Annotated in this window: 23 protein-coding genes and 1 tRNA gene; 12 read left to right on the top strand and 12 right to left on the bottom strand. The window is 61.9% G+C overall.

Annotation, left to right across the window (positions count from 1 at the left end):
* The first annotated feature begins 23 nt into the window (after nt 1-23).
* The 6 genes from QTL96_RS04440 (at nt 24) to QTL96_RS04465 (ending at nt 5,711) form a co-directional block, all read left to right on the top strand.
* On the top strand, nt 24-920 hold the full coding sequence (locus QTL96_RS04440; protein ID WP_113010382.1) for an ABC transporter permease subunit: 897 nt from the start codon (nt 24-26) through the stop codon (nt 918-920).
* On the top strand, nt 917-1,705 hold the full coding sequence (locus tag QTL96_RS04445) for an ABC transporter permease (protein WP_113010383.1): 789 nt from the start codon (nt 917-919) through the stop codon (nt 1,703-1,705). Before QTL96_RS04440 ends, QTL96_RS04445 begins: the two co-directional genes overlap by 4 nt.
* 11 nt (nt 1,706-1,716) lie before the next feature.
* Nucleotides 1,717-2,778, top strand: a complete 1,062-nt coding sequence (locus QTL96_RS04450; RefSeq protein ID WP_289726826.1) for an ABC transporter ATP-binding protein — start codon at nt 1,717-1,719, stop codon at nt 2,776-2,778.
* Between the two features lie 268 nt (nt 2,779-3,046).
* On the top strand, nt 3,047-4,390 hold the full coding sequence (locus QTL96_RS04455) for an MFS transporter (protein WP_289727171.1): 1,344 nt from the start codon (nt 3,047-3,049) through the stop codon (nt 4,388-4,390).
* Between the two features lie 69 nt (nt 4,391-4,459).
* Nucleotides 4,460-4,765, top strand: a complete 306-nt coding sequence (locus tag QTL96_RS04460) for an NIPSNAP family protein (RefSeq protein WP_018897517.1) — start codon at nt 4,460-4,462, stop codon at nt 4,763-4,765.
* Between the two features lie 76 nt (nt 4,766-4,841).
* Entirely contained in the window at nt 4,842-5,711 is an 870-nt protein-coding gene (locus QTL96_RS04465) for a hypothetical protein (protein ID WP_289726827.1), read from the top strand.
* 106 nt (nt 5,712-5,817) lie between these two features.
* Here QTL96_RS04465 and metH read toward each other — a convergent pair whose 3' ends face one another.
* On the bottom strand, nt 5,818-9,591 hold the full coding sequence (metH, locus tag QTL96_RS04470) for a methionine synthase (protein WP_289726828.1): 3,774 nt from the start codon (nt 9,589-9,591) through the stop codon (nt 5,818-5,820).
* Between the two features lie 173 nt (nt 9,592-9,764).
* On the opposite strand from metH, the gene QTL96_RS04475 reads away from it, so the two are divergent.
* On the top strand, nt 9,765-11,024 hold the full coding sequence (locus tag QTL96_RS04475) for an AGE family epimerase/isomerase (RefSeq protein ID WP_289726829.1): 1,260 nt from the start codon (nt 9,765-9,767) through the stop codon (nt 11,022-11,024).
* A 41-nt stretch (nt 11,025-11,065) separates the two neighbouring features.
* On the opposite strand, the gene QTL96_RS04480 is transcribed toward QTL96_RS04475, so the two are convergent.
* Entirely contained in the window at nt 11,066-11,644 is a 579-nt protein-coding gene (locus QTL96_RS04480) for a hypothetical protein (RefSeq protein ID WP_289726830.1), read from the bottom strand.
* Between the two features lie 165 nt (nt 11,645-11,809).
* Between QTL96_RS04480 and QTL96_RS04485 the strand changes: the two genes are divergently transcribed.
* Nucleotides 11,810-12,079, top strand: a complete 270-nt coding sequence (locus tag QTL96_RS04485) for an antibiotic biosynthesis monooxygenase (protein ID WP_113010469.1) — start codon at nt 11,810-11,812, stop codon at nt 12,077-12,079.
* A gap of 51 nt (nt 12,080-12,130) precedes the next feature.
* Here QTL96_RS04485 and QTL96_RS04490 read toward each other — a convergent pair whose 3' ends face one another.
* The 6 genes from QTL96_RS04490 to QTL96_RS04515 all read right to left on the bottom strand — a co-directional run bounded on the left by QTL96_RS04490 (nt 12,131) and on the right by QTL96_RS04515 (nt 17,886).
* A complete protein-coding gene (locus tag QTL96_RS04490) occupies nt 12,131-12,622 on the bottom strand; it encodes a heme-degrading domain-containing protein (protein ID WP_289726831.1) in 492 nt (163 codons plus the stop codon).
* Between the two features lie 107 nt (nt 12,623-12,729).
* Entirely contained in the window at nt 12,730-13,470 is a 741-nt protein-coding gene (locus QTL96_RS04495; protein WP_289726832.1) for an aspartate/glutamate racemase family protein, read from the bottom strand.
* Nucleotides 13,471-13,474: 4 nt separating this feature from the next.
* Nucleotides 13,475-14,296 carry an ABC transporter permease gene (locus tag QTL96_RS04500; protein ID WP_289726833.1) on the bottom strand — a complete coding sequence of 274 codons (822 nt, stop codon included), beginning with the start codon at nt 14,294-14,296 and terminating at the stop codon, nt 13,475-13,477.
* Between the two features lies 1 nt (nt 14,297).
* Nucleotides 14,298-15,212 carry an ABC transporter permease gene (locus tag QTL96_RS04505; protein WP_289726834.1) on the bottom strand — a complete coding sequence of 305 codons (915 nt, stop codon included), beginning with the start codon at nt 15,210-15,212 and terminating at the stop codon, nt 14,298-14,300.
* 243 nt (nt 15,213-15,455) lie between these two features.
* Nucleotides 15,456-16,763: a PotD/PotF family extracellular solute-binding protein gene (locus QTL96_RS04510; RefSeq protein ID WP_113237165.1), complete on the bottom strand. Its 1,308-nt coding sequence runs from the start codon at nt 16,761-16,763 to the stop codon at nt 15,456-15,458.
* Nucleotides 16,764-16,797: 34 nt separating this feature from the next.
* Nucleotides 16,798-17,886: an ABC transporter ATP-binding protein gene (locus QTL96_RS04515; protein ID WP_289726835.1), complete on the bottom strand. Its 1,089-nt coding sequence runs from the start codon at nt 17,884-17,886 to the stop codon at nt 16,798-16,800.
* Between the two features lie 267 nt (nt 17,887-18,153).
* Between QTL96_RS04515 and QTL96_RS04520 the strand changes: the two genes are divergently transcribed.
* Entirely contained in the window at nt 18,154-18,867 is a 714-nt protein-coding gene (locus QTL96_RS04520; RefSeq protein WP_289726836.1) for a GntR family transcriptional regulator, read from the top strand.
* Between the two features lie 95 nt (nt 18,868-18,962).
* Here QTL96_RS04520 and QTL96_RS04525 read toward each other — a convergent pair whose 3' ends face one another.
* Both QTL96_RS04525 and QTL96_RS04530 read right to left on the bottom strand, forming a co-directional pair.
* Entirely contained in the window at nt 18,963-19,346 is a 384-nt protein-coding gene (locus QTL96_RS04525) for a hypothetical protein (protein ID WP_289726837.1), read from the bottom strand.
* A gap of 250 nt (nt 19,347-19,596) precedes the next feature.
* Nucleotides 19,597-20,340 (bottom strand): SIMPL domain-containing protein, encoded by a 744-nt coding sequence (locus tag QTL96_RS04530; protein ID WP_289726838.1) that lies wholly within the window; start codon nt 20,338-20,340, stop codon nt 19,597-19,599.
* A gap of 152 nt (nt 20,341-20,492) precedes the next feature.
* On the opposite strand from QTL96_RS04530, the gene QTL96_RS04535 reads away from it, so the two are divergent.
* Nucleotides 20,493-20,568, top strand: a tRNA-Ile gene (locus tag QTL96_RS04535).
* A 44-nt stretch (nt 20,569-20,612) separates the two neighbouring features.
* On the opposite strand, the gene QTL96_RS04540 is transcribed toward QTL96_RS04535, so the two are convergent.
* Complete coding sequence (locus QTL96_RS04540; protein ID WP_289726839.1) at nt 20,613-20,783, bottom strand: hypothetical protein; 171 nt, start codon at nt 20,781-20,783, stop codon at nt 20,613-20,615.
* Nucleotides 20,784-20,916: 133 nt separating this feature from the next.
* On the opposite strand from QTL96_RS04540, the gene QTL96_RS04545 reads away from it, so the two are divergent.
* On the top strand, nt 20,917-21,336 hold the full coding sequence (locus tag QTL96_RS04545; protein ID WP_289726840.1) for a hypothetical protein: 420 nt from the start codon (nt 20,917-20,919) through the stop codon (nt 21,334-21,336).
* A gap of 167 nt (nt 21,337-21,503) precedes the next feature.
* Here the strand turns inward: QTL96_RS04545 and QTL96_RS04550 are convergent, their stop codons facing one another.
* Nucleotides 21,504-22,424, bottom strand: coding sequence for an MYG1 family protein (locus tag QTL96_RS04550; RefSeq protein WP_289726841.1), 921 nt, complete (start codon nt 22,422-22,424; stop codon nt 21,504-21,506).
* A gap of 586 nt (nt 22,425-23,010) precedes the next feature.
* Here QTL96_RS04550 and QTL96_RS04555 point away from each other — a divergent pair.
* Nucleotides 23,011-23,814 (top strand): Ku protein, encoded by an 804-nt coding sequence (locus tag QTL96_RS04555; RefSeq protein ID WP_289726842.1) that lies wholly within the window; start codon nt 23,011-23,013, stop codon nt 23,812-23,814.
* Nucleotides 23,815-23,823: the final 9 nt, after the last annotated feature.

Raw genomic sequence — 23,823 nt, forward strand, 5'->3', positions numbered from 1 at the left:
ACGCCGCAAGAAGAGCTTTTTCAATGAGCACTGTTTCGACGACGCCCGTGGTGAGCACGGCCCCGCTGATCACCAAGGACCGCGTGATCGACTGGCTGGGTATTACTCCCTTCATTATTTTCGCCCTGCTTTTTCTCATTATTCCCACGCTCTACCTTGTGATCGGCGCCTTTTTGACGCCCGAGGGTAATTTCACGCTGAAGAACATCGGGGATCTTTTCACCCCGTCGATCCTCAGCGCCTATTGGATCAGTATTCGCGTTTCGGTCGCCTCGGCACTCGGCGGCGCGCTGATCGGCTTTTTCCTCGCCTGGGCCGTCGTGCTCGGCGGCCTGCCGACATCCGTGCGCTCGACGCTGTTGACCTTCTCCGGCGTCGCCTCGAATTTCGCGGGCATCCCGCTCGCCTTCTCGTTCCTGGCAACCCTTGGCCGCACCGGCCTCGTGACGGTTTTCCTGCGGGACTGGTTCGGCTTCAACCTCTACGGCACCGGCTTCAACCTGCTCTCCTTCTTCGGCCTCACCATCACCTACATGTACTTCCAGATCCCGCTGATGGTGCTGATCCTGACGCCGGCACTCGACGGCATGAAGAAGGAATGGCGCGAAGCGGCTGAAATCCTCGGCGCCAGCAATCTGCAATATTGGACCAAGGTCGCCCTGCCGATCCTCTGGCCGAGCCTTCTCGGCACCACGCTGCTGCTTTTCGCAAACGCCTTCGGCGCAATCGCGACGGCCTATGCGCTGACCGGTTCCTCGCTCAACATCGTCCCGATCCTGCTCTATGCGCAGATCCGCGGCGACGTCCTTCACAATGCGAACCTCGGCTATGCGATCGCGCTCGGCATGATCGTCATCACCGGCGTGTCCAACATCCTCTATCTCATGCTGCGCATGCGCGCTGAACGGTGGCAGAAATGAAGGCTCAAAAACTCGGCGCCTGGATCGCCATCGCCATCGGCGCGACCTATTTCATCGTGCCTCTGCTCGGAACCATCGAGTTCTCGCTGCGCATGCGCCGCGACGCCTACAGTTTCGACGCTTACCTCTCGGTCTTCTCCGATGAGCGCTTCCGCGCAACCTTCGGCTATTCGATGATGATGGCGCTTTTGACCATCGTCTTCGGCATGCTGCTGATCGTGCCGACGGCCTATTGGGTGCGCCTGCGCATGCCGCAGATGCGCCAGGTGGTGGAGTTCATCACGCTGCTGCCGCTGGTCATCCCGGCCATCGTTATCGTCTTCGGTTATTTGAGGATGTACAATTCCTCGTCCATCCTGCCGATGACTGCATCCACGACGGGCACCAACATCCTGCTCGTCTTCTCCTACATCACGCTGTCGCTGCCCTACATGTACCGCTCCGTCGACACCGCCATGCGCGCCATCGACGTCAGAACGCTAACTGAAGCCGCCCAGAGCCTCGGCGCCAGCTGGTGGACGATCATGTTCAAGTGCATCTTCCCGAACGTGATGAGCGGCATCCTCTCCGGCGCCTTCATCACGCTGGCGATCGTCATGGGCGAGTTCACCTTTGCGGCACTTCTGAGCCGTCCGGCCTTCGGCCCCTACCTGCAGCTGGTCGGCGCCAACAGGGCCTACGAGCCCTCGGCGCTCGCCGTGATCGCATTCTCCATCACCTGGCTCAGCATGGGCCTGCTCAATCTCGTCTCGCGCATCGGCAGATCCCGCCCGGCCAAGGCTTAAGGTATTTCGACATGTCATTTCTCTCGCTGACCAACATTCAGAAATCCTTCGGCCAGGTTCAGGTCGTCAAGAACTTCAACATGAACATCGAGAAGGGAGAATTCGTCTCCTTCCTCGGCCCGTCGGGCTGCGGCAAGACCACGGTCCTGCGCATGATCGCCGGCTTCGAAAACCCGACCGGCGGCAATCTCAGCATCGCCGGCAAGGACATCGCGCCGCTGAAGCCGAACCAGCGCAACATCGGCATGGTCTTCCAGGCCTACGCGCTCTTCCCGAACATGACGGTGCATGACAACGTCGCCTTCGGCCTGAAGATCGCTGGCAAGCAGAAGGCCGAGATCGACGCCCGCGTCAAGGAAATGCTGGCGCTGATTCACCTCGGCCATCTTGCCGACCGCTATCCCTACCAGATGTCGGGCGGCCAGCAACAGCGCGTGGCGCTCGCCCGCGCCCTTGCCGCCAAGCCGCAGGTGCTGCTGCTCGACGAGCCGCTGTCGGCCCTCGACGCCAAGATCCGCGTCTCGCTGCGCGAGGAAATCCGCCAAATCCAGCAGTCGCTGGGGATCACCACGATCTTCGTGACCCACGACCAGGAAGAGGCGCTGTCGATCTCCGACCGCATCGTCGTCATGAACGGCGGCCGCGCCGACCAGATCGGCACCCCCTTCGAGATCTACAACACGCCGGCCACGCGCTTCGTCGCATCCTTCGTCGGCACGTTGAACATCATCGAGGCCAAGGTCGTCGACCCCTCGGTCAACCGCATCCAGATCGGCGACCAGGGCGTGACGCTCCGCGAAAACATCTCCACCTACAAGGCCGGCGATACCGTCTCGCTGGCGCTGCGCCCGGAAGCGGGCTCGCTCGCCGAAAGCACACCGAGCGACACCAAGCTCACCGGCGAAGTCGTCTCCGCCCACTTCCTCGGCTCCGTCATCCGCACCCGCATGAACGTCGGCGGCAACGTCATCTCCTTCGACATGTTCAACAGCCCCGGCGTCAAGCCGCCGGCTACCGGCGAAACGGTGACCCTGCGCTTCATGGCGGCGGATCTGCTGGTTATCCGGGATTGATATTTCCCGGTAATTGAGGGGCAAACTGGCGTCGCCACCCCTCGTTCTCCCTCATCCCGGCCTTGTGCCGGGATCCAGCCGCGTCGCGTCTGCGGCGCGAAAAGACTCTTCCAACCCAAGGACTTGGGTTGGCTGGATTCCTGTGACAAGCACAGGAATGAGGTTGGAGAGTGTGGCAACCAACCCAGAACACCAGAAAACGCTTGAAATCCCCACCCCATTGCGCGACGACGGCACAACCGAAGTCATACCGCAAGAAGCCCGCATCATGTCCCCCACCACGACGCCCGCAGCCGCCCCTCGCCGCCTCACCGCCCAGGATTTCAAGACGCTCGGCCTCTCCGCCCTCGGCGGCGCGCTGGAGTTCTATGATTTCATCATCTTCGTCTTCTTCGCTGGTGTGATCGGCCACCTGTTCTTCCCGCCCGACATGCCCGACTGGCTGGTGACGATCCAGACCTTCGGCATCTTCGCCGCCGGCTATCTGGTGCGCCCGATCGGCGGCATCGTGCTCGCTCATTTCGGCGACATGTTCGGCCGCAAGCGCGTCTTTGCGTTCTCGATCATGCTGATGGCGCTGTCGACGCTCGGCATGGCCGCCATGCCGACCTATGCCACGATCGGCATCGCAGCCCCCATCCTCCTGATCCTGATGCGCGTCCTGCAGGGTGCGGCCATCGGTGGCGAGGTGCCCGGCGCCTGGACCTTCGTCGCCGAACACGTTCCCTTCCGCCGCGTCGGCTTTGCCTGCGGCTTCCTCTGCTCGGGCCTGACGCTCGGCATCCTGCTCGGCTCCTTCATCGCCACCATCATCAACTCGGCCTTCACGCCCGAGGATGTCGCGGCCTACGCCTGGCGCATCCCCTTCTTCCTCGGCGGCATCTTCGGTCTTGTCGCCGTCTATCTCCGCCGCTGGCTGCAGGAGACGCCGATCTTCGCCGAAATGAAGCAGAGCCGCTCGCTGATGCGCGAGTTGCCGCTGAAGGCCGTGCTGCGCGACTATCCGCGGGGCGTCATCATCTCGATGCTGCTCACCTGGATCCTTTCGGCCGGCATTGTCGTCACCACGCTGATGACCGCGACCTTCCTGCAGAAGCTCTACGGCTACACCGCGCAGCAATCGCTGGCAGCGACCAGCTTCGGCACGCTGTTCCTGATCTTCGGCACGGCGGCCGCGGGCGCGATCGTCGATCGCGTCGGCTCCGGCCGCTTCTTCATCGTCGCCAGCATCTTCTTCGGCGCGGCCACCTTCGCCTTCTACACCTACGCCGCGACATCGCTGACGGTGCTTTTCGTGCTCTATGCGATCATGGGCCTCTCCGTCGGCCTCGTCGGCGCAGTGCCCTACGTGATGGTCCGCGCCTTCCCGGCCCGCGTCCGCTTCACCGGCCTCTCCTTCTCCTACAACGTCTCCTACGCCATCTTCGGCGGACTGACGCCGCTGGCGGTGGCCTCGGCTCTCCCGCTGAACTCGATGGCGCATGCCTATTACCTGCTGTTCATCGCAGCCCTCGCCTTCGCGCTCGGCGTCTACCTGCTCGTCAAGGGCGACACGGTGGAAGCCGATGTGGGCATCGAGGAACTCAACCAGCGGCTTGCAGCCGGCGCCTGACAACAGCACAATAAGCCATCAGCGGGCCGGCAGGCATTTCAGCCGGCTCGATCAATGAGAGATATTTCAATGATTACCTGCCATCTGCGTTATGTCATCGATCCCTACAAGCTCGCCGAATTCGAGGAATACGCCAGGCTCTGGATCCCCATCGTCAACCGTATGGGCGGCAACCATCACGGCTATTTCCTGCCCTCGGAAGGCGCCAACAACATCGCGGTCGCCTTGTTCTCCTTCCCGAGTCTTGCCGCATACGAAGACTACCGCACCCGTATGGCGGTCGATCCCGAGTGCCAAGCGGCATTCGATCTGGACAAGCGCAACCGCAGCATCATCAGCTATGAGCGCAGCTTCATGCGCCCGGTTCTCGGCTGACCGAGACTTCACCTAATTCGCGAAGGGCGACCTGCTCGGCCTTCCACTGGCTCCCATGACGAGGAACTGAAGAACGATGCCGGCACCTCAGATCAAGATCCTCGACGCGCTCTCCGTACCGGGCAACCCGGCCAAACCAAACGACGACCGCTTCGGATATAACGAGGCCTGCGCCTTCGTGATCGATGGCGCGACCGGCCTTGGCGACCGTCAATACATGGACGCCTCAGGCAGCGACGCCGCCTGGGTCGCGGCACGCTTCGCGGATGGATTCAGGCAGCAGATCACGCGCGAGACGCCGGTCTCCGATGTCGCGCGCGCCGCGTCACAGGATGCCAGGGCAACATTCCTCGGCAACAACCCCGATGCCCCACGCTACGCATGGCCGCTCTCCGCCTTCTCGATGATCCATGCGACCGGCAATCGCCTAACCTTCTACGGCCTCGGCGATTCCTGTGTCTTCCTCCTGCAGGAAGATGGATCGGTGAGCTTCCACATGGCCCTTCCCGACGCCTATGTCAGGGAGCAGGCCCATGCGCAAAGCCATATCGCCCGCACCGGCGGCATCACCAAGGATGGCGGCGCGCTCGGCAATGCGGAGACGCTGGCGGCTCTGCGCCGCCACCGCGAAAGCCAGAACACGGCAGGCGGCATCTGGACCCTGGGCCTCGTGCCTGAATCGGCCGATCATCTCGTGTCGGAAGAATTGAAGATCAAGGGCCGCGCCCACGCCATCATCTGCAGCGACGGCTTCGCCGATCTGGTCGTGCTCTACGAAGCCTATGACGCCGCAAGCCTGGTGCGCGCGGCACTCGACAAGGGCCTCGCCCCGATGATCGAGGAACTCCGCCGCTTCGAGCGCGAGACCGATCCTGAGGGATTGCGCTATCCCCGCTTCAAGCAGAGCGACGACACGACCGCGATCCTGGTCGAACTCACGGCCTGACATCAGGCCGACGAAACAGCGATTTCCGATTCAGGATCAGGCCCTTGGCCGATGATCCTGAATCATTTTCTCCGGCAATTGAATCAGTGCCTGAAGACGCGCCCAATCAGGCCGCGTCTTCCACGTCCTCGCGCGGCTTCGAAGGCACGTAGTTGAGCACCGGCCCGAGCCAGCGCTCGACCTCGGAGATCTCCATGCCCTTGCGGCCGGCATAATCCTCGACCTGATCCCGCTCCACCTTGGCAACGCCGAAGTAGTAGGCGTCGGGGTGGCCGATATAGATGCCCGACACGGACGAACCCGGCCACATGGCGTAGCTCTCGGTGAGCTTCACGCCGGCGGCGTTCTCGGCATCGAGAAGCGCGAACAGCGTCTTCTTCTCGGTGTGATCGGGCTGCGCCGGGTAGCCGGGCGCCGGGCGGATACCGGCATATTCCTCGGTGATCAGCTGCTCCTTGCTGAACGCCTCGCCCTTGGCATAACCCCAATATTCGCGGCGCACCTCTTCGTGCATCCGCTCGGCGAAGGCTTCCGCGAAACGGTCGGCCAGCGCCTTGACGAGGATCGACGAGTAATCGTCGTTGGCGCGTTCGAAGCGCTCCGCGATCGCCACTTCCTCGATACCGGCGGTAACGACGAAGCCGCCGACGTAGTCCTGCACACCGCTATCGACAGGCGCCACGAAGTCCGACAGCGCCACATTCGGCCGGCCGTCGCGCTTCGAGAGCTGCTGGCGCAGCGTATAGAAGGTCGCGAGATCTTCCTTGCGGCTGTTATCCTTGAACAGGCGGATATCGTCGCCGACGGTGCCGGCCGGCCAGAAGCCGATGACGGCGCGCGGGCGGAACCACTTCTCGTCGATGATCTTCTTCAGCATCCCCTGCGCATCCGCCCAGAGCGCGCGCGCCGCCTCACCCTGCTTCTCATCCTCGAGAATGGCGGGATATCGGCCCTTCAGCTCCCAGGTCTGGAAGAACGGCGTCCAGTCGATGTATTCGGCGAGCGTCGCCAGATCGTAATCCTCGAACACTTTGGTTCCGAGGAAGCTTGGCTTGGCGGGCGCGTAAGCGGCCCAATCGACCTTCTGCGCGTTCTCGCGGGCACGCGACAGCGGCAGGCGCACCTTCTCGGCCTCGCTGCGGGCGTGGGCCGCGGCGACCTTGGCGTATTCGGCGCGGATATCGGTGATGTAGCCATCACGGTTCTCGGGCGAGAGCAGCGACGAGACAACGCCGACGGCGCGGCTGGCGTCGGTGACGTAGACGGTCTGGCCCTTGCTGTAGCCGGGATGGATCTTCACGGCCGTATGAACGCGGCTGGTCGTGGCGCCGCCGATCAGAAGCGGCAGGTCCAGACCCTGGCGTTCCATTTCGGCCGCCACATGCACCATTTCGTCGAGCGACGGCGTGATCAGGCCCGACAGGCCGATGACGTCGACCTTCTCGGCCACCGCCGTCTCCAGGATCTTCGTCGCCGGCACCATGACGCCGAGGTCGATGATCTCGTAATTGTTGCAGGCGAGCACGACGCCGACGATGTTCTTGCCGATATCGTGGACGTCGCCCTTCACGGTCGCCATCAGGATCTTGCCGGCCGACTTGCGGTCGTCGCCGCCGTTCAGCCGCTTCTCCTCTTCCATGTAGGGAAGGAGCACGGCCACGGCCTGCTTCATCACGCGCGCCGACTTGACGACCTGCGGCAGGAACATCTTGCCCGAGCCGAACAGATCACCGACGACGTTCATCCCGGCCATCAACGGACCTTCGATGACGTGGAGCGGACGGGCCGCGGCAAGGCGCGCCTCTTCCGTATCGGCATCGATATATTCGGTAATGCCGTTGACCAAAGCGTGTTCAAGCCGCTTCTCGACCGACCATTCGCGCCAGGAGAGATCCTGCACGCGTCCCTCGCGCGCAGCCCCGCCACGGAACTTCTCGGCCACTTCGAGCAGGCGCTCGGTGGCGTCGCTGCGGCGGTTCAGCACCACGTCCTCGCAGGCCTCGCGCAGCTCCGCGTCGATCTGGTCATAGACCGCCAGCTGGCCGGCGTTGACGATGCCCATGTCCATGCCCGCCTGGATGGCGTGGTAGAGGAACACGGCATGCATCGCCTCGCGCACCGGCTCGTTGCCGCGGAACGAGAAGGAGAGGTTCGAAACACCGCCCGAAATATGCACCAGCGGCATCGTCTTGCGGATCGTCCGCGTCGCCTCGATGAAGTCGACGCCGTAATTGTTGTGCTCTTCGATACCGGTCGCGACAGCAAAGACGTTCGGGTCGAAGATGATGTCTTCAGGCGGGAAACCCGCCTTTTCGGTCAGGAGCTTGTAGGCGCGCGTGCAAATCTCGACCTTGCGGTCATAGGTATCCGCCTGCCCGGTCTCATCGAAGGCCATGACGACGACAGCAGCGCCATAGGCATGCAGCAACCTCGCCTGCGCAAGGAAATTCTCCTCGCCTTCTTTCAGCGAGATCGAGTTGACGATCGGCTTACCCTGAACGCGCTTCAGGCCGGATTCGATGATCGAGAACTTGGAACTGTCGATCATCACGGGCACGCGAGCGATATCCGGCTCGGCGGCGATCAGGTTCAGGAACTCGACCATCGCCTTTTCGGAATCGATCAGGCCTTCGTCCATGTTGATGTCGATGATCTGCGCGCCGTTCTCCACCTGGTCGCGCGCGACATCGAGTGCTGCCGTGTAATCGGCATTGGTGATCAGCTTGCGGAAGCGTGCCGAACCCGTGACGTTGGTGCGCTCGCCGACGTTGACGAAGGGGATGTCCTTGGTGAGTTCGAATGGCTCGAGGCCCGACAGCGACATGAAGGGGCGATGCTCGGGGATCGGGCGCGGCTTGTACTTGGCGACAACCTCGGCGATCGCCTTGATATGTTCAGGCGTCGAGCCGCAGCAGCCGCCGACGATGTTGACGAGACCCTCGCGGGCGAACTCGTCGATCTGCGCCGCCATCAGCTCGGGCGTCTCGTCATACTGGCCGAACTCGTTGGGAAGGCCGGCATTCGGATAGGCGCAGATGAAGGTATCGGCAACGCCCGACAGTTCCTGCAGGTGCGGACGCATGGCGTTGGCGCCGAGCGCGCAGTTGAGGCCGATCGTGAACGGATTGGCGTGGCGCACCGAGTTCCAGAACGCCGAAGGCGTCTGGCCCGACAGCGTGCGGCCGGACAGGTCGGTGATCGTACCTGAGATCATCACCGGCAGGCGAATGCCCTTGGCCTCGAAGCGCTCCTCGCAGGCGAAGATCGCAGCCTTTGCGTTCAGCGTGTCGAAGATCGTCTCGATCAGGATGATGTCGGCGCCGCCATCGATCAGGCCGTCGATCTGCTCGGCATAGGCCATGCGCAGATCGTCGAAGGTGACGGCGCGGAAGCCCGGATTGTTGACGTCAGGCGAGATCGAGGCCGTACGGTTGGTCGGGCCGATAGCGCCGGCCACGAAGCGGCGGCGGCCATCCTCGCGCTCGGCGCGGAGGCAGGCGCGGCGAACGACTTCGGCGCCTTCCTTGTTCAGCGCATAAACCTCGCCTTCCATCGCGTAGTCGGCCTGCGCGATGCGGGTGGAGGAGAAGGTGTTGGTCTCAAGAATGTCGGCGCCGGCCTTGGCGTATTTGTAATGGATCTCCTCGATCGCATCCGGCTGCGAGAGGATGAGAAGGTCGTTGTTGCCCTTCTGATGGCAGGCGCAGCCGATGAAGCGATCACCACGGAAATGATCCTCGTCGAAACCCAGCCCCTGGATCTGCGTGCCCATGGCGCCGTCAAGGACGAGAATGCGTTCGCTGGCGGCTTTCCTGAGCGCTGCAAACACTTCACTGCCGTCGCGCTTTTCCCCTTCGGGGCCAAACAGATTGTTGAACACGGGCGGACTCCTTGACGTCATTATAAAGACAAGCCGCCCAAATCACATAAAGATATCTTTATGTCAATATATCAGCGACAATTTCGCCATTGCCGGCGCACGGCGGATGACAGACTCGAACGCCCCCTATATAGGCAATTTCAAAGCATTGTGTATGAAATCGGAGGAGTATCATGGCACCTGCAATCGGCGACACCGCGCTCGGCAACTGGACGACGCGCACCTACCACCGCGACTGGCTGCTTACCCAGGCCAATGGCCTCTTCGATTTCTTCCAGCATGATTCCATCAATCCCAAGGGTGGGTTCTACGATCTCGACGACACCGGCAAGCCGCTCGACGCCGAGGGCCAAGTGCGCGGCATCCACATCGCCGCCCGCGCCGTCCATTGCTTCTCGATCGGCACCCTGCTCGGTCGCCCCGGCGCATCCGATGTCGTAGACCACGGCATGCAGTACATCTGGAACCACCATCGGGACCAGAAGAACGGCGGCTATTTCTGGTCGCTGAACAATGACGGGCCCGTCGACACCAACAAGCAGGGCTACGGCCACGCCTTCGTACTGCTCGCCGCCTCCTCCGCCAAGACCATCGGCCATCCACTCGCCGACGGCATGTTGGCCGATATCACTGATGTCCTGAACACCCGGTTCTGGGAAGAAAAGCATGGCGCCATCGCCGAGGAATTCACCGCTGACTGGCAGCCGCTCGACGGCGGCACCTATCGCGGCCAGAACTCCAACATGCACCTGACCGAAGCCCTGATGGCCGCCTTCGAGGCAACAGGCAACCGCGACTATCTGACCAAGGCCGAAAGCATCGCCGACCTCGTCATCCGCCGCGCGGCCGGCTCCGTCGACTGGCGCGTCGCCGAGCACTTCGACACGAACTGGAAGCTCGACAAGAACTACTATCACCCGAACGAGATGTTCCGCCCGGCTGGCACCACGCCCGGCCACTCGCTGGAATGGGCGCGCCTGCTGCTGCAGCTATGGGCGCTCGGCGGCAAGAAGCTGGAATGGCTGCCGGATGCCGCCAAGGGCCTATTCTCGCAGGCAATGGCGCTCGGCTGGGACGACGAAAAGGGCAGCTTCTTCTACACACTCGACTGGGAGGACCGCCCGGACAAGCGCCAGAAGATGTGGTGGCCCGCCTGCGAGGGTGCGGCTGCCGCCCACTACCTCAACGAACACCTGCCGAGCGGCTACCACGAAGAGAGCTACCGCAAGATCTGGAACGTCATCGAGCGTCGCTTCATCGACCACAAAAACGGCGGCTGGCACGAGGAACTGACGGAAGACATGGTCCCCGCCCACACCATCTTCCCCGGCAAGGGCGACATCTACCACGCCCTGCAGGCCTGCCTCATCCCCCTCTACCCGGCGACCGGCAGCCTGACCAAGGTCATCCCCGAAGCCGGCGGCAAGATCTGACAGTGAACAAGGCGGCGCCGCATCCACGGCGCCGTCTTCATTCACGACGACGGAATACGCGGCTCCTCGACGAGATAGAACTCCGGAACCGGCGTGACGTCGGACACGAAGAAGCCGAAGCTCGATTGCTCGCCGGGATCGAGATGCCCCTCATCGAAATTCAGCCGGTCGAAGCTCTCGAAGCGGCTTTCGAAATGCATGAAACGGCTGGACGAGATCAGCGCCGGATTGGGATCGGCCTGCCCGAAGGAGAGCCCGTCATAGAAATCGCTGGGCTTGCCGCGGATTTCCTGGAGCTCGAAGCCAAAGCCGATCCACGCCAGCCCGCTCCGGTTCACCGCCACCACACGCAGATGAAACGAGCCGGGCACGGTTGTTTTCAGCTCGGCGGGTTTGGCGAAGCGGATCACCAGCGTCACCGGTGCGAGACTGTCGAACGCCTCGCGGATCTCGATCGGATCCTCCCGCGTTCCCACGCCTGATATGGAGAGGATGCGAAAGCCGCCAAGTTCGTCGGAAAACGAGTAGCTCCCCGCATACCACCGCCCGTCATCCGCCGGCCCGGCGCTGATCAGCGCCAGGGAGAGCAACGCCGCGAGAATGCGTAAACGACGCGTCATCGATCCTGCTTCCTGATCGAGATGTCTTCACCATACATGCAATTTCAGCGGCGTGCGATGCGCAATGCCCGCGAGCCGATTTCCACGCGCGCGAACCCCGCATCGGTGGTACGCTGACGCCTGGGCTTCCCAACGAAACATGTGAATGCAACGCAGGAGCGGAACATGACGACAGTGTTCGTACGGCATGAGGTTTCGGACTATGCGGCCTGGCGCAAGGTGTATGACGGCTTCCGTTCGGTGCAGGCGGCAAACGGCGTGATAGCAGAGGCGGTCTACCAATCCGCCGACAACCCCAACGACATCACCGTCACCCACGAATTCGCGACATCAGAGGCCGCAAAGGCCTTCATGCAGCTTGAGGAACTGCGCTCGGCGATGCGCACCGGCGGCATCCTCGGCGCCCCGACCGTCTGGCTGGCCGAGAAGGCGTAGGCCGTTCCGGCTCGATCGGCATGACGGGCCGGCAATCGCTTACGGGAGGCGTTACGCCAGACGCAGCGCGTCCAGATCCTTGGCCAGCATCAGTGCCAGCGCCTCGACGACGAGATTGTGGTCGTCGCGCTGCGGCAGGCCGGAGACGGTCACCGAGCCGATGCAACCTGTGCCCTTGACGTTGATCGGGAAGCTGCCGCCGTGGGGCGCATAATCGGCGTCCGAAAGACCATTGTCCGCAACCGTCTTGCCCTTGGCCTTGAGGTCGAGGCCGATGGCATAGCTGCTGCGGAAATAGCGCAGCACCAGATTGCGCTTGCGGCGCACCCACTGGACGTTATCAGGCGTGACACCGGGAAGAGCCACGTAGAAGACCGGCATCGAGTGAAGGTTGATATCGATCGCGATACCCAGGCCGCGCTCCGAACCCAGCTCCTGCAGCAGCTTGCCCAGCTGCCATGCCGTCGCCAGATCGAAACTGTCGAAGCTCAGCACCTTCTCCTGTTCGGCAATGCGCGCAAGGTCGTCGTCGGGCGTGGTCATGTCTGTTCCTCTCCTTCAATGCTTTTTGCTGAGCATCGTCAGGAGAGCGAAAAAGTAAAGCGGAATCGTGGTGATACGCTATGCAGGGCGACGGCTAGGGACAGACCTCAGCCTGCCGCCTGCATGGGTGCAAATCTGCTCATCTCGCCGAGAAACGGCTTGGCAAGCGGCGCCGCATAGGAGCCGCGCTTGCTGGTGGATAGGCCCAGCGACAGCAGCGCCTCGGCCTGCTTGACGGCAGCGGCAACGCCATCGACCACGGGCACGCCATAGATCTCCTGCAACTCGCGCGCCAGATCGGTCATCCCCGCGCAGCCGAGCACGATCGCCTCCGCGCCATCCTCATCAAGCGCCCGCTCGATCTCGGCGCGCAGCTTGCCGATCGCGCCGGACGCCTCGTCCTCGAGCTCCAGCACCGGAATGTCAGACGCGCGGACCTTCGCCCGGTCGCCCATGCCATAGCGGCGCACGAGGTTGTCGACCAGCACCCGCGAGCGCTCCAGCGTCGTCACCACGGTGAAGCGTTGCGCCAGAAACCCAGCGGTGGCGACTGCGGATTCGCAAAGCCCGAGCACCGGCACATCGGCGAAACTGCGGGCCGCTTCAAGCCCCGTATCGTCGAAGCAGGCGATGACGGCCGCGTCATAGGTCCCTGCCCGCTCCTTCAGCTCCGTCAACAGGCCGGGAATGGCGAGCGCCCCGTCATAATGCCCTTCGATCGACACCGGCCCCATTCTCGAGGTGGCGGCGATGATCTCGGTGCCGCTGGCGGCAACGAGCCGCGCGGCGGTCGCCGCCTTCTCGGTCATGCTTGATGTCGTGTTCGGATTGACGATCAGGATGCGCATGAGATCAGCTTGTCTTTGCCTGGCGCCCGCGCAGCATCATCATGATGCCGAGCGCGACGAGAATGATGGTGAAGGAAAACAGCGTCGTCACCGTGCCGAGCGCATAAAGCACCGGCGTCGTCACGTTGGTCGTCATCCCGTAGATTTCGAGCGGCAGCGTGTTGTAGCTTCCAGAGGTCATCAGCGTGCGGGCGAACTCGTCATAGGAGAGCGTGAAGCCGAACAGGCCGACGCCGATCAGGCTGGGCGCGATCATCGGCAGCACGACATGCACGAAGGTCTGCCACGACGTCGCCCCGAGATCGCGCGCCGCCTCTTCGTAAGCCGGCGAGAAGCGGTTGAAGACGGCGAACATGATCAGCACGCCGAAGGGCAACGTCCATGTCAGATGCGCGCCGAAGGCCGAGGAATACCAGGCGGGCCTCAGACCGCCCTGCTGGAACACCACGCCGATGCCGAGCGAAATGATGATCGACGGCACCACGAGGCTGGCGACCGTCGCATAGAACAGCAAGGTCGCGCCACGGAAGCGCCGGCGGAAGGCAAGGCCTGCCAGCAGCGACACCACGACGGTGACGACCATGACCATCAGGCCGAGCGAGAAGGAGCGGCGGAACGAGGCCCCGAAGTCACCCACCGCCTGCTTTTCGAACAGGTTGAAGAACCAGTGGATGGAGACCCCGTTGAGAGGGAATGTCAGGCCGCCATCCGGCCCCTGGAAGGAGAGGATCAGGATCGCCGACAGCGGGCCGTAGAGGAACAGCACGAACAGGAGGAAGAAGGCGGCGAGCACGTAGAATTCGAGCGTGCGCTTTTCGTGGCTCATCTCAAAGCTCCTTGCGGATATCGACGACGCGCAGGATGGCGGCGACCATCATCAACACGACGATCAGAAGCACGACGGCATTGGCGGCGGCGGCCGGATATTGCAGCAGCGACATCTGGTTCTTCATCATCAGCGCCACCGAGGCGCTCTGCCCGCCGGACATGACCTGCACCGTCGAGAAATCGGCCATGACAAGCGTGACGACGAAGATCGAGCCGATGGCGATCCCGGGCTTGGCGAGCGGGATGACGACATTCCAGAGGATCTGCCAGCCGCTGGCGCCGGCATCGCGCGCGGCCTCGAACAGCGAGCGGTCGATGCGCATCAGCGTGTTGAAGATCGGCGTCACCATGAACAGCGTGTAGAGATGCACCATGGCAAGCACCACGGCGAAATCGGAATAGAGCAGCCACTCGATCGGCTGCGGGATGACCCCCATCTTAATCAGCGCCGAATTGACCAGGCCGTTACGGCCGAGCACCGGAATCCAGGAGATCATGCGGATGATGTTCGATGTCATGAACGGCACGGTGCAGACCAGAAACAGGATCATCTGCGTCGACGTGCGGCGGATGTGAAAGGCGAGGAAATAGGCGACCCAGAAACCGATGAAGACGGTGAGCGCCCAGACGATGACGGTGAATTTCAGCGTGTTGAGATAGGTCTTCCACGTCACCCACGAGCCGAGCGTCTCGGCGTAGTTCATCGTCAGGAAATCGGGATAGAGACCGGCAAAGTCGTAGTCCCAGAAACTGACCACCGCGATCATCGCGATAGGCAGGATGAAGAAGAAGCCGAGAATCAGGATGAGCGGCGTCGCCTGGAGATAGGAGGCCGCCCATGGCGCCAGTCGAAAGCCCGGGCTGCGCACCCGCTCGGTCGTCTCGTTTGTCTCTGCTGAAGCGATCGTCGCCATCGCTGATCCCTTTTCCAGTTGGCATTGCGTTGCGTGGCGCCCCCCCTCTGCCCTGCCGGGCATCTCCCCCACAGGTGGGGAGATTGGCTGGGCGCAACCGCTCGTCCGACCTTTATTGGTTGGCGAGCGGCTAACAACGGATCGATCTCCCCCCTTGTGGGGGAGATGTCCGGCAGGACAGAGGGGGGTAACCCACGGCAGAACCTCCCCTCCCGCGATTGGAAGGGGAAATCCCAGATCGCCTTAAGCCGCGATGAACTCGTTCCAGCGGCGAACCATGTAGCGGTCCTCGTCCATGACGGAGTTCCAGCAAGCGACATGGCCCATGCGCTCTTCGAACGAGCCGCCGTCGCGAACCGCACCGGCCTTCTCCATGACCTTGCCCTCGGGCGAAAGGATATCGCCCTTGGCGGCCTTGCCTTCGATCCAGTAGCCCCACTCGTCCTCGGTCATGAAGCCCTTGGCGGTGTCCATGCAGGCCGAGTAGTAGCCCTGGCGGTTGAGGTAGCCGCCGACCCAGCCGGATGTGTACCAGTTGATGTATTCATAGGCCGCGTCGAGCTCTGCGCCCTTGAGGTGCGAGGCAAGGCCGAGACCGCCGCCCCACGAGCGATAGCCTTCCTTGAGCGGCTGATACTTGCAGGCGATGCCCTTGGAGCGGACGGCGGCGACGGCCGGCGACCACATGGACTGGATCACGACTTCGCCCGATGCCATCAGGTTGACCGACTCGTCGAACGACTTCCAGAAGGCGCGGAACTGGCCGTCCTGCTTGGCCTTGATCAGGAATTCGATCGTCTTGTCGATCTCTTCCTTGGTCATGTTGCCCTTGTCGGCGTATTTGATGTTGCCAAGCGCTTCCATGATCATCGCGGCATCCATGATGCCGATCGACGGGATGTTGAGGATCGAGGTCTTGCCCTTGAACTTCGGGTCCATGATATCGGCCCAGGTCGAGATTTCGCGGCCGACGAGGTCGGGGCGAATGCCGAGCGTATCGGCATTGTAGATCGTCGGCATCATGGTGAAGAGTTCGGTCTCGCCCTTGGCGAAGGTCTTGGCATCGGCGCTCTCGACATAGCCGACCGTGTGCGGCGCCGTGCCCTGCGCGATCACGCTATCCGGCTTCAGCTTGCCGTTCTTGAAGAGGGGAACGACCTTGTCGTAATACTTCAGCTTCTTCACATCCATCGGCTGGATGACGCCGGTCGGATAGACCTTCTTCAGGATCCAGTATTCGATGTCAGCGATATCGTAGCTATCGGGCTGCGTGACGGCGCGCTGGGCGGCGGCGTCGGAATCGGTCGCCGTCATCTCGAGCGTGATGCCGAGGTCCTTCTTGCACTGCTCGGCAATGGCGTTGATGTTGGAAACGCCGGTGCCGAACTGGCGGAGCGTGATGTTGGACTGCGCCCAAATGGTCGGGAAACCGGTGATGAGCCCGGAGCCTGCGGCCGCACCAAGGGCGGCGGCGCCGGTCTTCAGCAGGCCGCGGCGCGACACACCCTTGTCGAGCAGACCCTTCTTGGTGGTTTTCGTTGTATCAGTCATGTCAGTTCCCTCTGGTTTTTGTGGTAATTGAGATTCATGCCGAAACGCGGCCAAGGAGAACGGCGTCCTCCAGGGCCCAACTCAGGGACACCGCATCGCCGACCGATGCGGGGTTGGCGAAATAATCGCCGTCGGACGCAATGACGGTGAAGTCATCGCTGCCCGCGCCGACCACGGTGATCTTCACCGAGGCGCCGCGATATTCGATGTTGGAGACGATGCCGTTGAAGCCGAGCGTCTTGTCGGTGGCGGCAGCCAGACGCACCCGGTCCGTGCGGATGCCGATATCGATGACCTCGCCGACCTCCCTGCCCGCGCCGCGCACCGTGAAGCTCTGCCCCTCCGGAACGTCGAGCGTGATCACGCCGTCCTTGGCGGATGTCACGCGGCCGGCCAGAACGTTGTGATCGCCCATGAAACGCGCCACGAAGGCGGTCGCCGGCTCTTCGAACACCTTGCGCGGGGTGGCGGCCTGCTCGATCTTGCCGTCGTTCATGATGACGATGATATCGGCGAGCGCCATCGCCTCTTCCTGGCTGTGCGTGACATGCACGAAGGTGATGCCGAGCGTCTTCTGCAGCTTCTTGAGCTCCGCGCGCATGCGGATCTTCAGAAACGGATCGAGCGCCGACAGCGGCTCGTCGAGGAGCAGCGCCTCGGGATCGGTGATCAGCGCGCGCGCCAACGCCACGCGCTGCTGCTGGCCGCCGGAAAGCTGCGCCGGACGTCTGTTGGCGTAAGCCTCCATCTGCATCAGCTTCAGCATCTCCAGCGCCTTGGCCCGCCGCTCCTCCTTCTCCACGCCCTTCATCTTCAGGCTGAAGGCGACGTTGTCGATCAGGTCGAGATGCGGGAAGAGCGCGTAGGACTGGAACATCATCGCCGTGCCGCGCTTGGCCGGCGGGAAATCGGTGACGACAGTATTGCCCAGGCGAATATCGCCCGACGAAATGCTCTCGTGCCCGGCAATCATCCGAAGCGTCGACGTCTTGCCGCAGCCCGATGGCCCCAGGAAGCAGCAATAGGAACCAGCCGGTATCTTAAGGCTGATTGCGTGCACGGCGGTGGTGGCGCCGTACACCTTCGAAACGGATGCTATATCGATCTCTGCCGCTTTCGACATCGTGTCTTCCCCTGTTCGAGGAATACGATGCATTCGCCGTGCCAGTTTCTGCTGCAACGCATCAAGTCATTACGAATATTGAATTTTCTTGGAAATATCCAAATGCCTAAAATTCAAGCCTCAGATATGCCTGCACATGAAATAGGCTTTCGTCTGCAATTTGCGCAAATAATCGTATACAATTTTACCGCTGCATTGATCGCAAATTCCGTTTAACTTTTCGGCTGAATATGGCTATCATCGGCCGATCACAGGACATCCCGCTTCATGAACTCCGCAGCCAACGCGCTTCTGACGACCGACGAGCCCGCCGAAACAGGCGCGCAGCAGATCCGCGATGCCATTCGCGACGCGATCGTCGAACGTCGCCTGTCGCCGGGAACCAAGCTGTCGGAAAGCGATGTCGGCAACCTCTTCAACGTCAGCCGCACGCTGGCGCGCGCAGCCCTGCAGGCGCTCTCCTATGAGGGGCTTGTTAGCGTCGAGAAGAACCGCGGCGCCTTCGTGGCCTACCCCTCGCCTGACGAGGCCAAACAGATCTTCGCCGCCCGCCGGCTGATCGAGCCCGGCATCCTGCGCGAGGCGGCAGCACGGATCACGACGTCAGAGATCCAACACCTCAGACAGCTGCTGCTGGAAGAAAGCCGCCTGATAAGCGAGCGCGGCCAGACGGCGCGGCGCGCCGAGATCAAGGCATCCGGCGATTTTCACCTGACGCTTGCCGCCATCTCCGGCAATACGATCATGCAGCGCTTCATGGAAGAACTCGTCGCCCGCTCCTCGCTTGTCATCGCGCTCTACGGCCAGTCCACCATATCGAGCTGCGGCCACAACGAGCATGGCGATATCGTCTCGGCGATCGAAGCCAAGGATCTGGACCGCGCCTGTCATCTCATGGTGCATCACATCGCGCATATCGAAGCCGACCTCGATCTGCGGGAGCGCAAGGGACAGGGACTGAAGGAAGCGTTCGACCTCTAGGTCGCGTGTGGCGCATCAATCGAGCGCCGAAAGGAGCCCCAATCTAGGGCTCGAGTGCGAGACGCGGCCGCCGAAGCGACCGCGGCATCGAAAGATCAACCGCGCGAGCGGCGTTCGTTCGGAACGACGGCAACGGCCACGATATCGGGCGTTCCGGTCGCATGCAGGCGCTTGCGCACCAGCACGCCCATGACGCGAGCGGCGGTCGAAAACGTCATCTGGTCCAGCGGGCCTTCGCCCTCCCAGGGTTTCGTCAGTCGCTCGGTAACGGCGCCGACGATATTCATCGGCACGATGTCGTCGCATTGGCGCATGGCCTCGAAGACGCTGCTGATCGGAACCACCCGGCCTTCGAACGTGACGATCGGTTCGGTCAGTTCCGCATCCCACTCTTCAAACGCATAAAGAGCGTCGCGAAAGAGCTCTTGAAGGGTGAACGGGGCGTGCCCATTGTGAAGTGGCGGCAAGGCATTCGACATGTCTGTCTCCTCTTTGCAGGGATAAAGCCAATTCCTCCTCATCGGTCCGCATTAACGCCGAAAGCAGAACTCAAGTTCCCGGCCGGACCGAATAACACGATCGATGTTATAGTGTAATATACGCGTGATAAAGCGCTTTTCTGCCGCAGCCTCGCCACAGCTGTGTCCACAAAAAGATAAGCCGTTGATATCCAAGCGAATATCAACGGCAATCTTTTGGTAACTTAGATTAACGAAGGGGCGGATCGCGCTACTGGGCAATCGCGAATGTAACGTTCACCTGGATGTTGTAGCTGCTTTCGCCACCCTGGATCGGCACGGCTGAATCGGCCTCCGACTTCATCATCGCCGCCCGCATGACGGGCATCGGCTGCGGCCGCGGACCGTTTTCGTTGATCTCGATGACATTGCCGAGCTTGACGCCGGCGGCGGAGGCGAGCGTCTTGGCCCGCGAGATGGCATCGGCCACCGCATTCTTGCGCGCCTCTTCGACTGCACTGTCGGGCTTGTCATTGGTGAACTGGATATCGCCACCTTGATTGACGCCGAGCGTCACCGACTGATCGATGATCCCGCCGAGCTTCGAGAGATCGCGCACCCGGACCGTCAGCGCGTTGGAAACCTGGTAGCCGATGAGCTCGGGCGGAAGCTGCTGCCCGTCGGTCCCCTGCGGATAGCGATATTGCGGCTGCACGGAAAAGCCCGAGGTCTGCAGGTCGCGCTCGGCGATACCGGCCTTCTTCAGCGCAGCGAGCACATCGCTCATCGCCTTGTTGTTATTGTCGAGCGCCTCGCGCGCGGTCTTCTCCTGCTTGACGACGGAGAAGGTCAAGACCGCCATATCAGGCGCCATCGTCGCCCGCCCCTCGCCGATAACGGTGATGACCGCCTGGCGCGGCGCATCGGCCGCGAATGCCGGCATGGAGGCTGCGGCGACCACCGGCAGGCTGAGAAAGAGACCGGCTGCAAAGCTTTTGGTATTTGGAAATGGCATTGTTTCACTCCCCGATTGTGACTTACCGATCCCTCTTGCCGTTTGATTGTGAAGCTATTGCGGCAATGACTTGTGACCGCTCTGAAATTGCGTTAGACGCAACGAGCACCGGCGAACCATTGCGCCGCTGCAAGGCGCCGCAAAGGCCGCCAGGGCCTGTAGCTCAATGGTTAGAGCCGGCGGCTCATAACCGCTTGGTTGGGGGTTCGAGTCCCTCCGGGCCCACCATCTCTGTCTTTGTCCGACCCGGACACATAGGTGACAATCCGTACCTAAGACAAAGGTGACAACCCCGTGCCGAACAGGTTGCCGATTGTTTGCAATGGCTTCTCTTCGAGATTGACATATCCGGGATTGCCCTCAATGCGCTGGATGGCAGCGCCAAAGCGTAGCTTGGTCCCACGAATACGAATGATCAGATCATCCGCATTGACAGCCGTCACGTCGGCCTCGTTCGTTAGCGTAGGAACTCGTTATGGTGGTTATGATTTTTCCTATAGATCGACCGCTGTGATAACTCGCGGTTAGAACCTTACCGCTACGCAGGCGCATGTTTCACGTTTAAGGAGTAACGAGATGACTACCCGCCCGCCCTGTATCACACACGTTCTTGGAGTTATCGGCATTTTTATAGGTTTTTTTCCAACCTTGATGCACTCTACTCCCGCAGGTGCAGACGTGCCATTGACGCATTTCGCAACTCAGGGCGCTGCCTATATGGCAATATTTTCAGCGCTTGTTTGGGCGGTTAGCGCTGGATACAGCATGAAAGGCAAAGAATTGGAGAGCGCGACCCTCTACACCAATGCCATGGCAGCAATCTATGCCGCGTGCGCTGCTCTTTTCACCAGCGCAAGTTTCAAGTTGGAGGGAGCACCTGGGATGACAGTGCCTGTCGCCGATACCTGCCGGATCGCGGTCACGTACTATGTTGCTCTCGCACTTCCGGCTCTTGCAAGCGCGTTCTTGATTTCAAAATCCTGGATCCGGAGATAGCGCACGCCTAGTGTCGCCGATCCGCTACAGCTATTTGCAGACCGGCGTCGCTATCAGGTGTGGTCGGCACACCGAGATCAGCTAATTAGCGGAGAACAATAGCGCCTTGTCGCAGTCGTGCCGCGCACGGTGGGAGACGATTGAAAAGCACTTGGCTCACAACGCCCCTACGCCTCCTTCACCATCTCCGCCACCGCAATCTCCGCCATCTTCAGCGCCGCTTCGCGGCTCTTGGCGGCGGCGATGAAGCGGCCGTTGTGGCAGAAGCTGGCGCCTTCAACGCCGGAGGCGGCTTCGAGGTCGCCGTTGGTGAGGCCAGCCCAGGCGGCCGGCAGGTCGGCGCGCAGCGCAAAGCCTTCTTCCTCGCGGCGAATGCCGGTCACGCACCAATCCTTGTCGCGCGGGTGGACGACGAAGAGCAGGTGATCGGCGCCGGCCTTGACGATGGCGGGGCGGAAGGGCATGCCCATCGGCAGTTCCAGCACGCGGTTCTCGCCGGCAGCGACGATCGCCTTGTGCACCAGCGCCTCGGCCCTGCGCTTCGCAGCACTCTTGCCGATCCGCGCCTCGACGAAGCTGCGGGCAATGGCGAGTGCGGCATGAAATGCACGGTCGTCGGCGCCGGGATCGGTCTCGTCGAAGACGGGCTTCAGCGTTTCCAGAAGTGCCGGCAGCGTCAGCCCGGCCAACGGTCCGGAGGGGCTCAGCGCACCATTATCGGTGAGATCGATCGGCAGGACGAAGCTGCCGTCGAAGGAGGCGTGGATGTCCTCGATGTCAGCCTCCGGAACACCCGATGCGGCGAGATAGTCGCGGCCGAAATGCTTCCAGATCAGGCCGAACGAGCTATAGGGCTGGCCGTCGTCACGCAGCGGCGCGCCGCGCTGGTGATGGTCGAAGATACCAGCATCAGCATCATAGGCGCCGCCGACATCATAGATAATCCTGTTGGGACCGGGCGTGATCCATTCCGGCGCACGGCTGCGCACGATGCGCGCCTCGGGAAAAAGCCGGGTCAGAACGACGGTGGAGAGCAGTTCGTCGGCGTGGAAGCCACCGGAATGCGTGACGAGAAATTCAGGAATCATGTAGCGGCGCCCTCTTGTCTGCGGATCATCCGCACATGCAGGCACCAGATAGCTGTTGGCGCAAATCACCTCAACCCGCAGGCGCAGCATTTTCTCCCACTGATGCTGCACCGCATCATCCAATCGGGTGTATTGTTAGCGGCCGCCGGCTATGTCCTTGAACATAGATGAAGGTTAACGTTTGCTTTCATACGAAGCTTCTGAATATCACGAAACGGTGAACTTTAGGCTTGCCATGGAGGGAAAGCCGCGCAACTATCCCCTGTGATAGCATGATAGTGACGGGAACCACACATGCCTAAGACTGGAATAATAGCAGTATCCGGGACATCCATGTCCCGTCAGTGCATCTTTACAGCCGATGACGGCGGCGGCAAAATTCGCGGCTGTCCGCGCTTTCTCGGAATGATTTTCGGAAAGCCGAGCGTCCGCCTCTCCGACACATCAAATGGACGATGGGTCTCCATCGAGCTCAGCAAGGTAGATAAGCGCGGCAACGCGACCTTTCGCTGGATTTAATCTCAGCGACCGTTGAAGCGGCATCGCCGCATTGCGGCTTGGAGGGGCGCCAAGGCGCCGGCATCGGATGGCGCGTCAGACCTATTGGAAGGGTTATCTCAAGCTGTCGCTCGTGACCGCGTCGGTATCACTGACGCCAGCGACCACGGACAGTAACCAGCTGCGGTTTCATGTGTTGAACCGCAAGACCAAAAATCGCGTCGAAAGCCGCTACGTCGACAGCGTCACACACAAGCCGATCTCGGACAAGGATCAGGTCAAGGGCTATCCGCGCGGCGAAGACGACTATGTTATTCTAGAGGATGACGAGATCAGCGAGGTCGGGCTGGAGAGCACCCGCACCATCGATATATCGAGCTTCGTGCCGCGCGGCTCGATCGATTGGATCTGGTACGACAAGCCGCATTTCCTGGCGCCGGAAGACAAGGTCGGCGTCGAGGCCTTCTGCGTCATCCGCGAGGCGATGAAGGCAAACGATGTCGTCGGCATAGCGCGCCTCGTGCTCTACCGCCGCGAACGTGCCGTGCTGCTTGAGCCGCAGGGCAAGGGCATCGTGCTCTGGACGCTGCATTTCGGCGACGAGGTCCGCGAGCCTGCCGGGACGGTCGATCTTGCCGCCAAAGCGGATCAGAAGGTGCTGGCGCTGATGAGCAAGCTGGTGAAGGACCGCACCGAGGAATGGAAACCCTCGATGGTCACCGATCCCGTGCAGAAGCGTATCCGGGCGATGATCCGCGCCAAGCAGAAGAGCCTGCCGAAGCCCGTGGAGGCATCAAAGCGCACGCCGGTCAAATCCACCGGTAACGTCGTCAATATCATGGACGCGCTGAAGAAGAGCATCGCCAAGGATGGCGGACGGCCGAAGCACTAGCTCTCGGCC

The sequence above is a fragment of the Rhizobium sp. S163 genome (assembly GCF_030380805.1).
GTDB lineage: Bacteria > Pseudomonadota > Alphaproteobacteria > Rhizobiales > Rhizobiaceae > Rhizobium.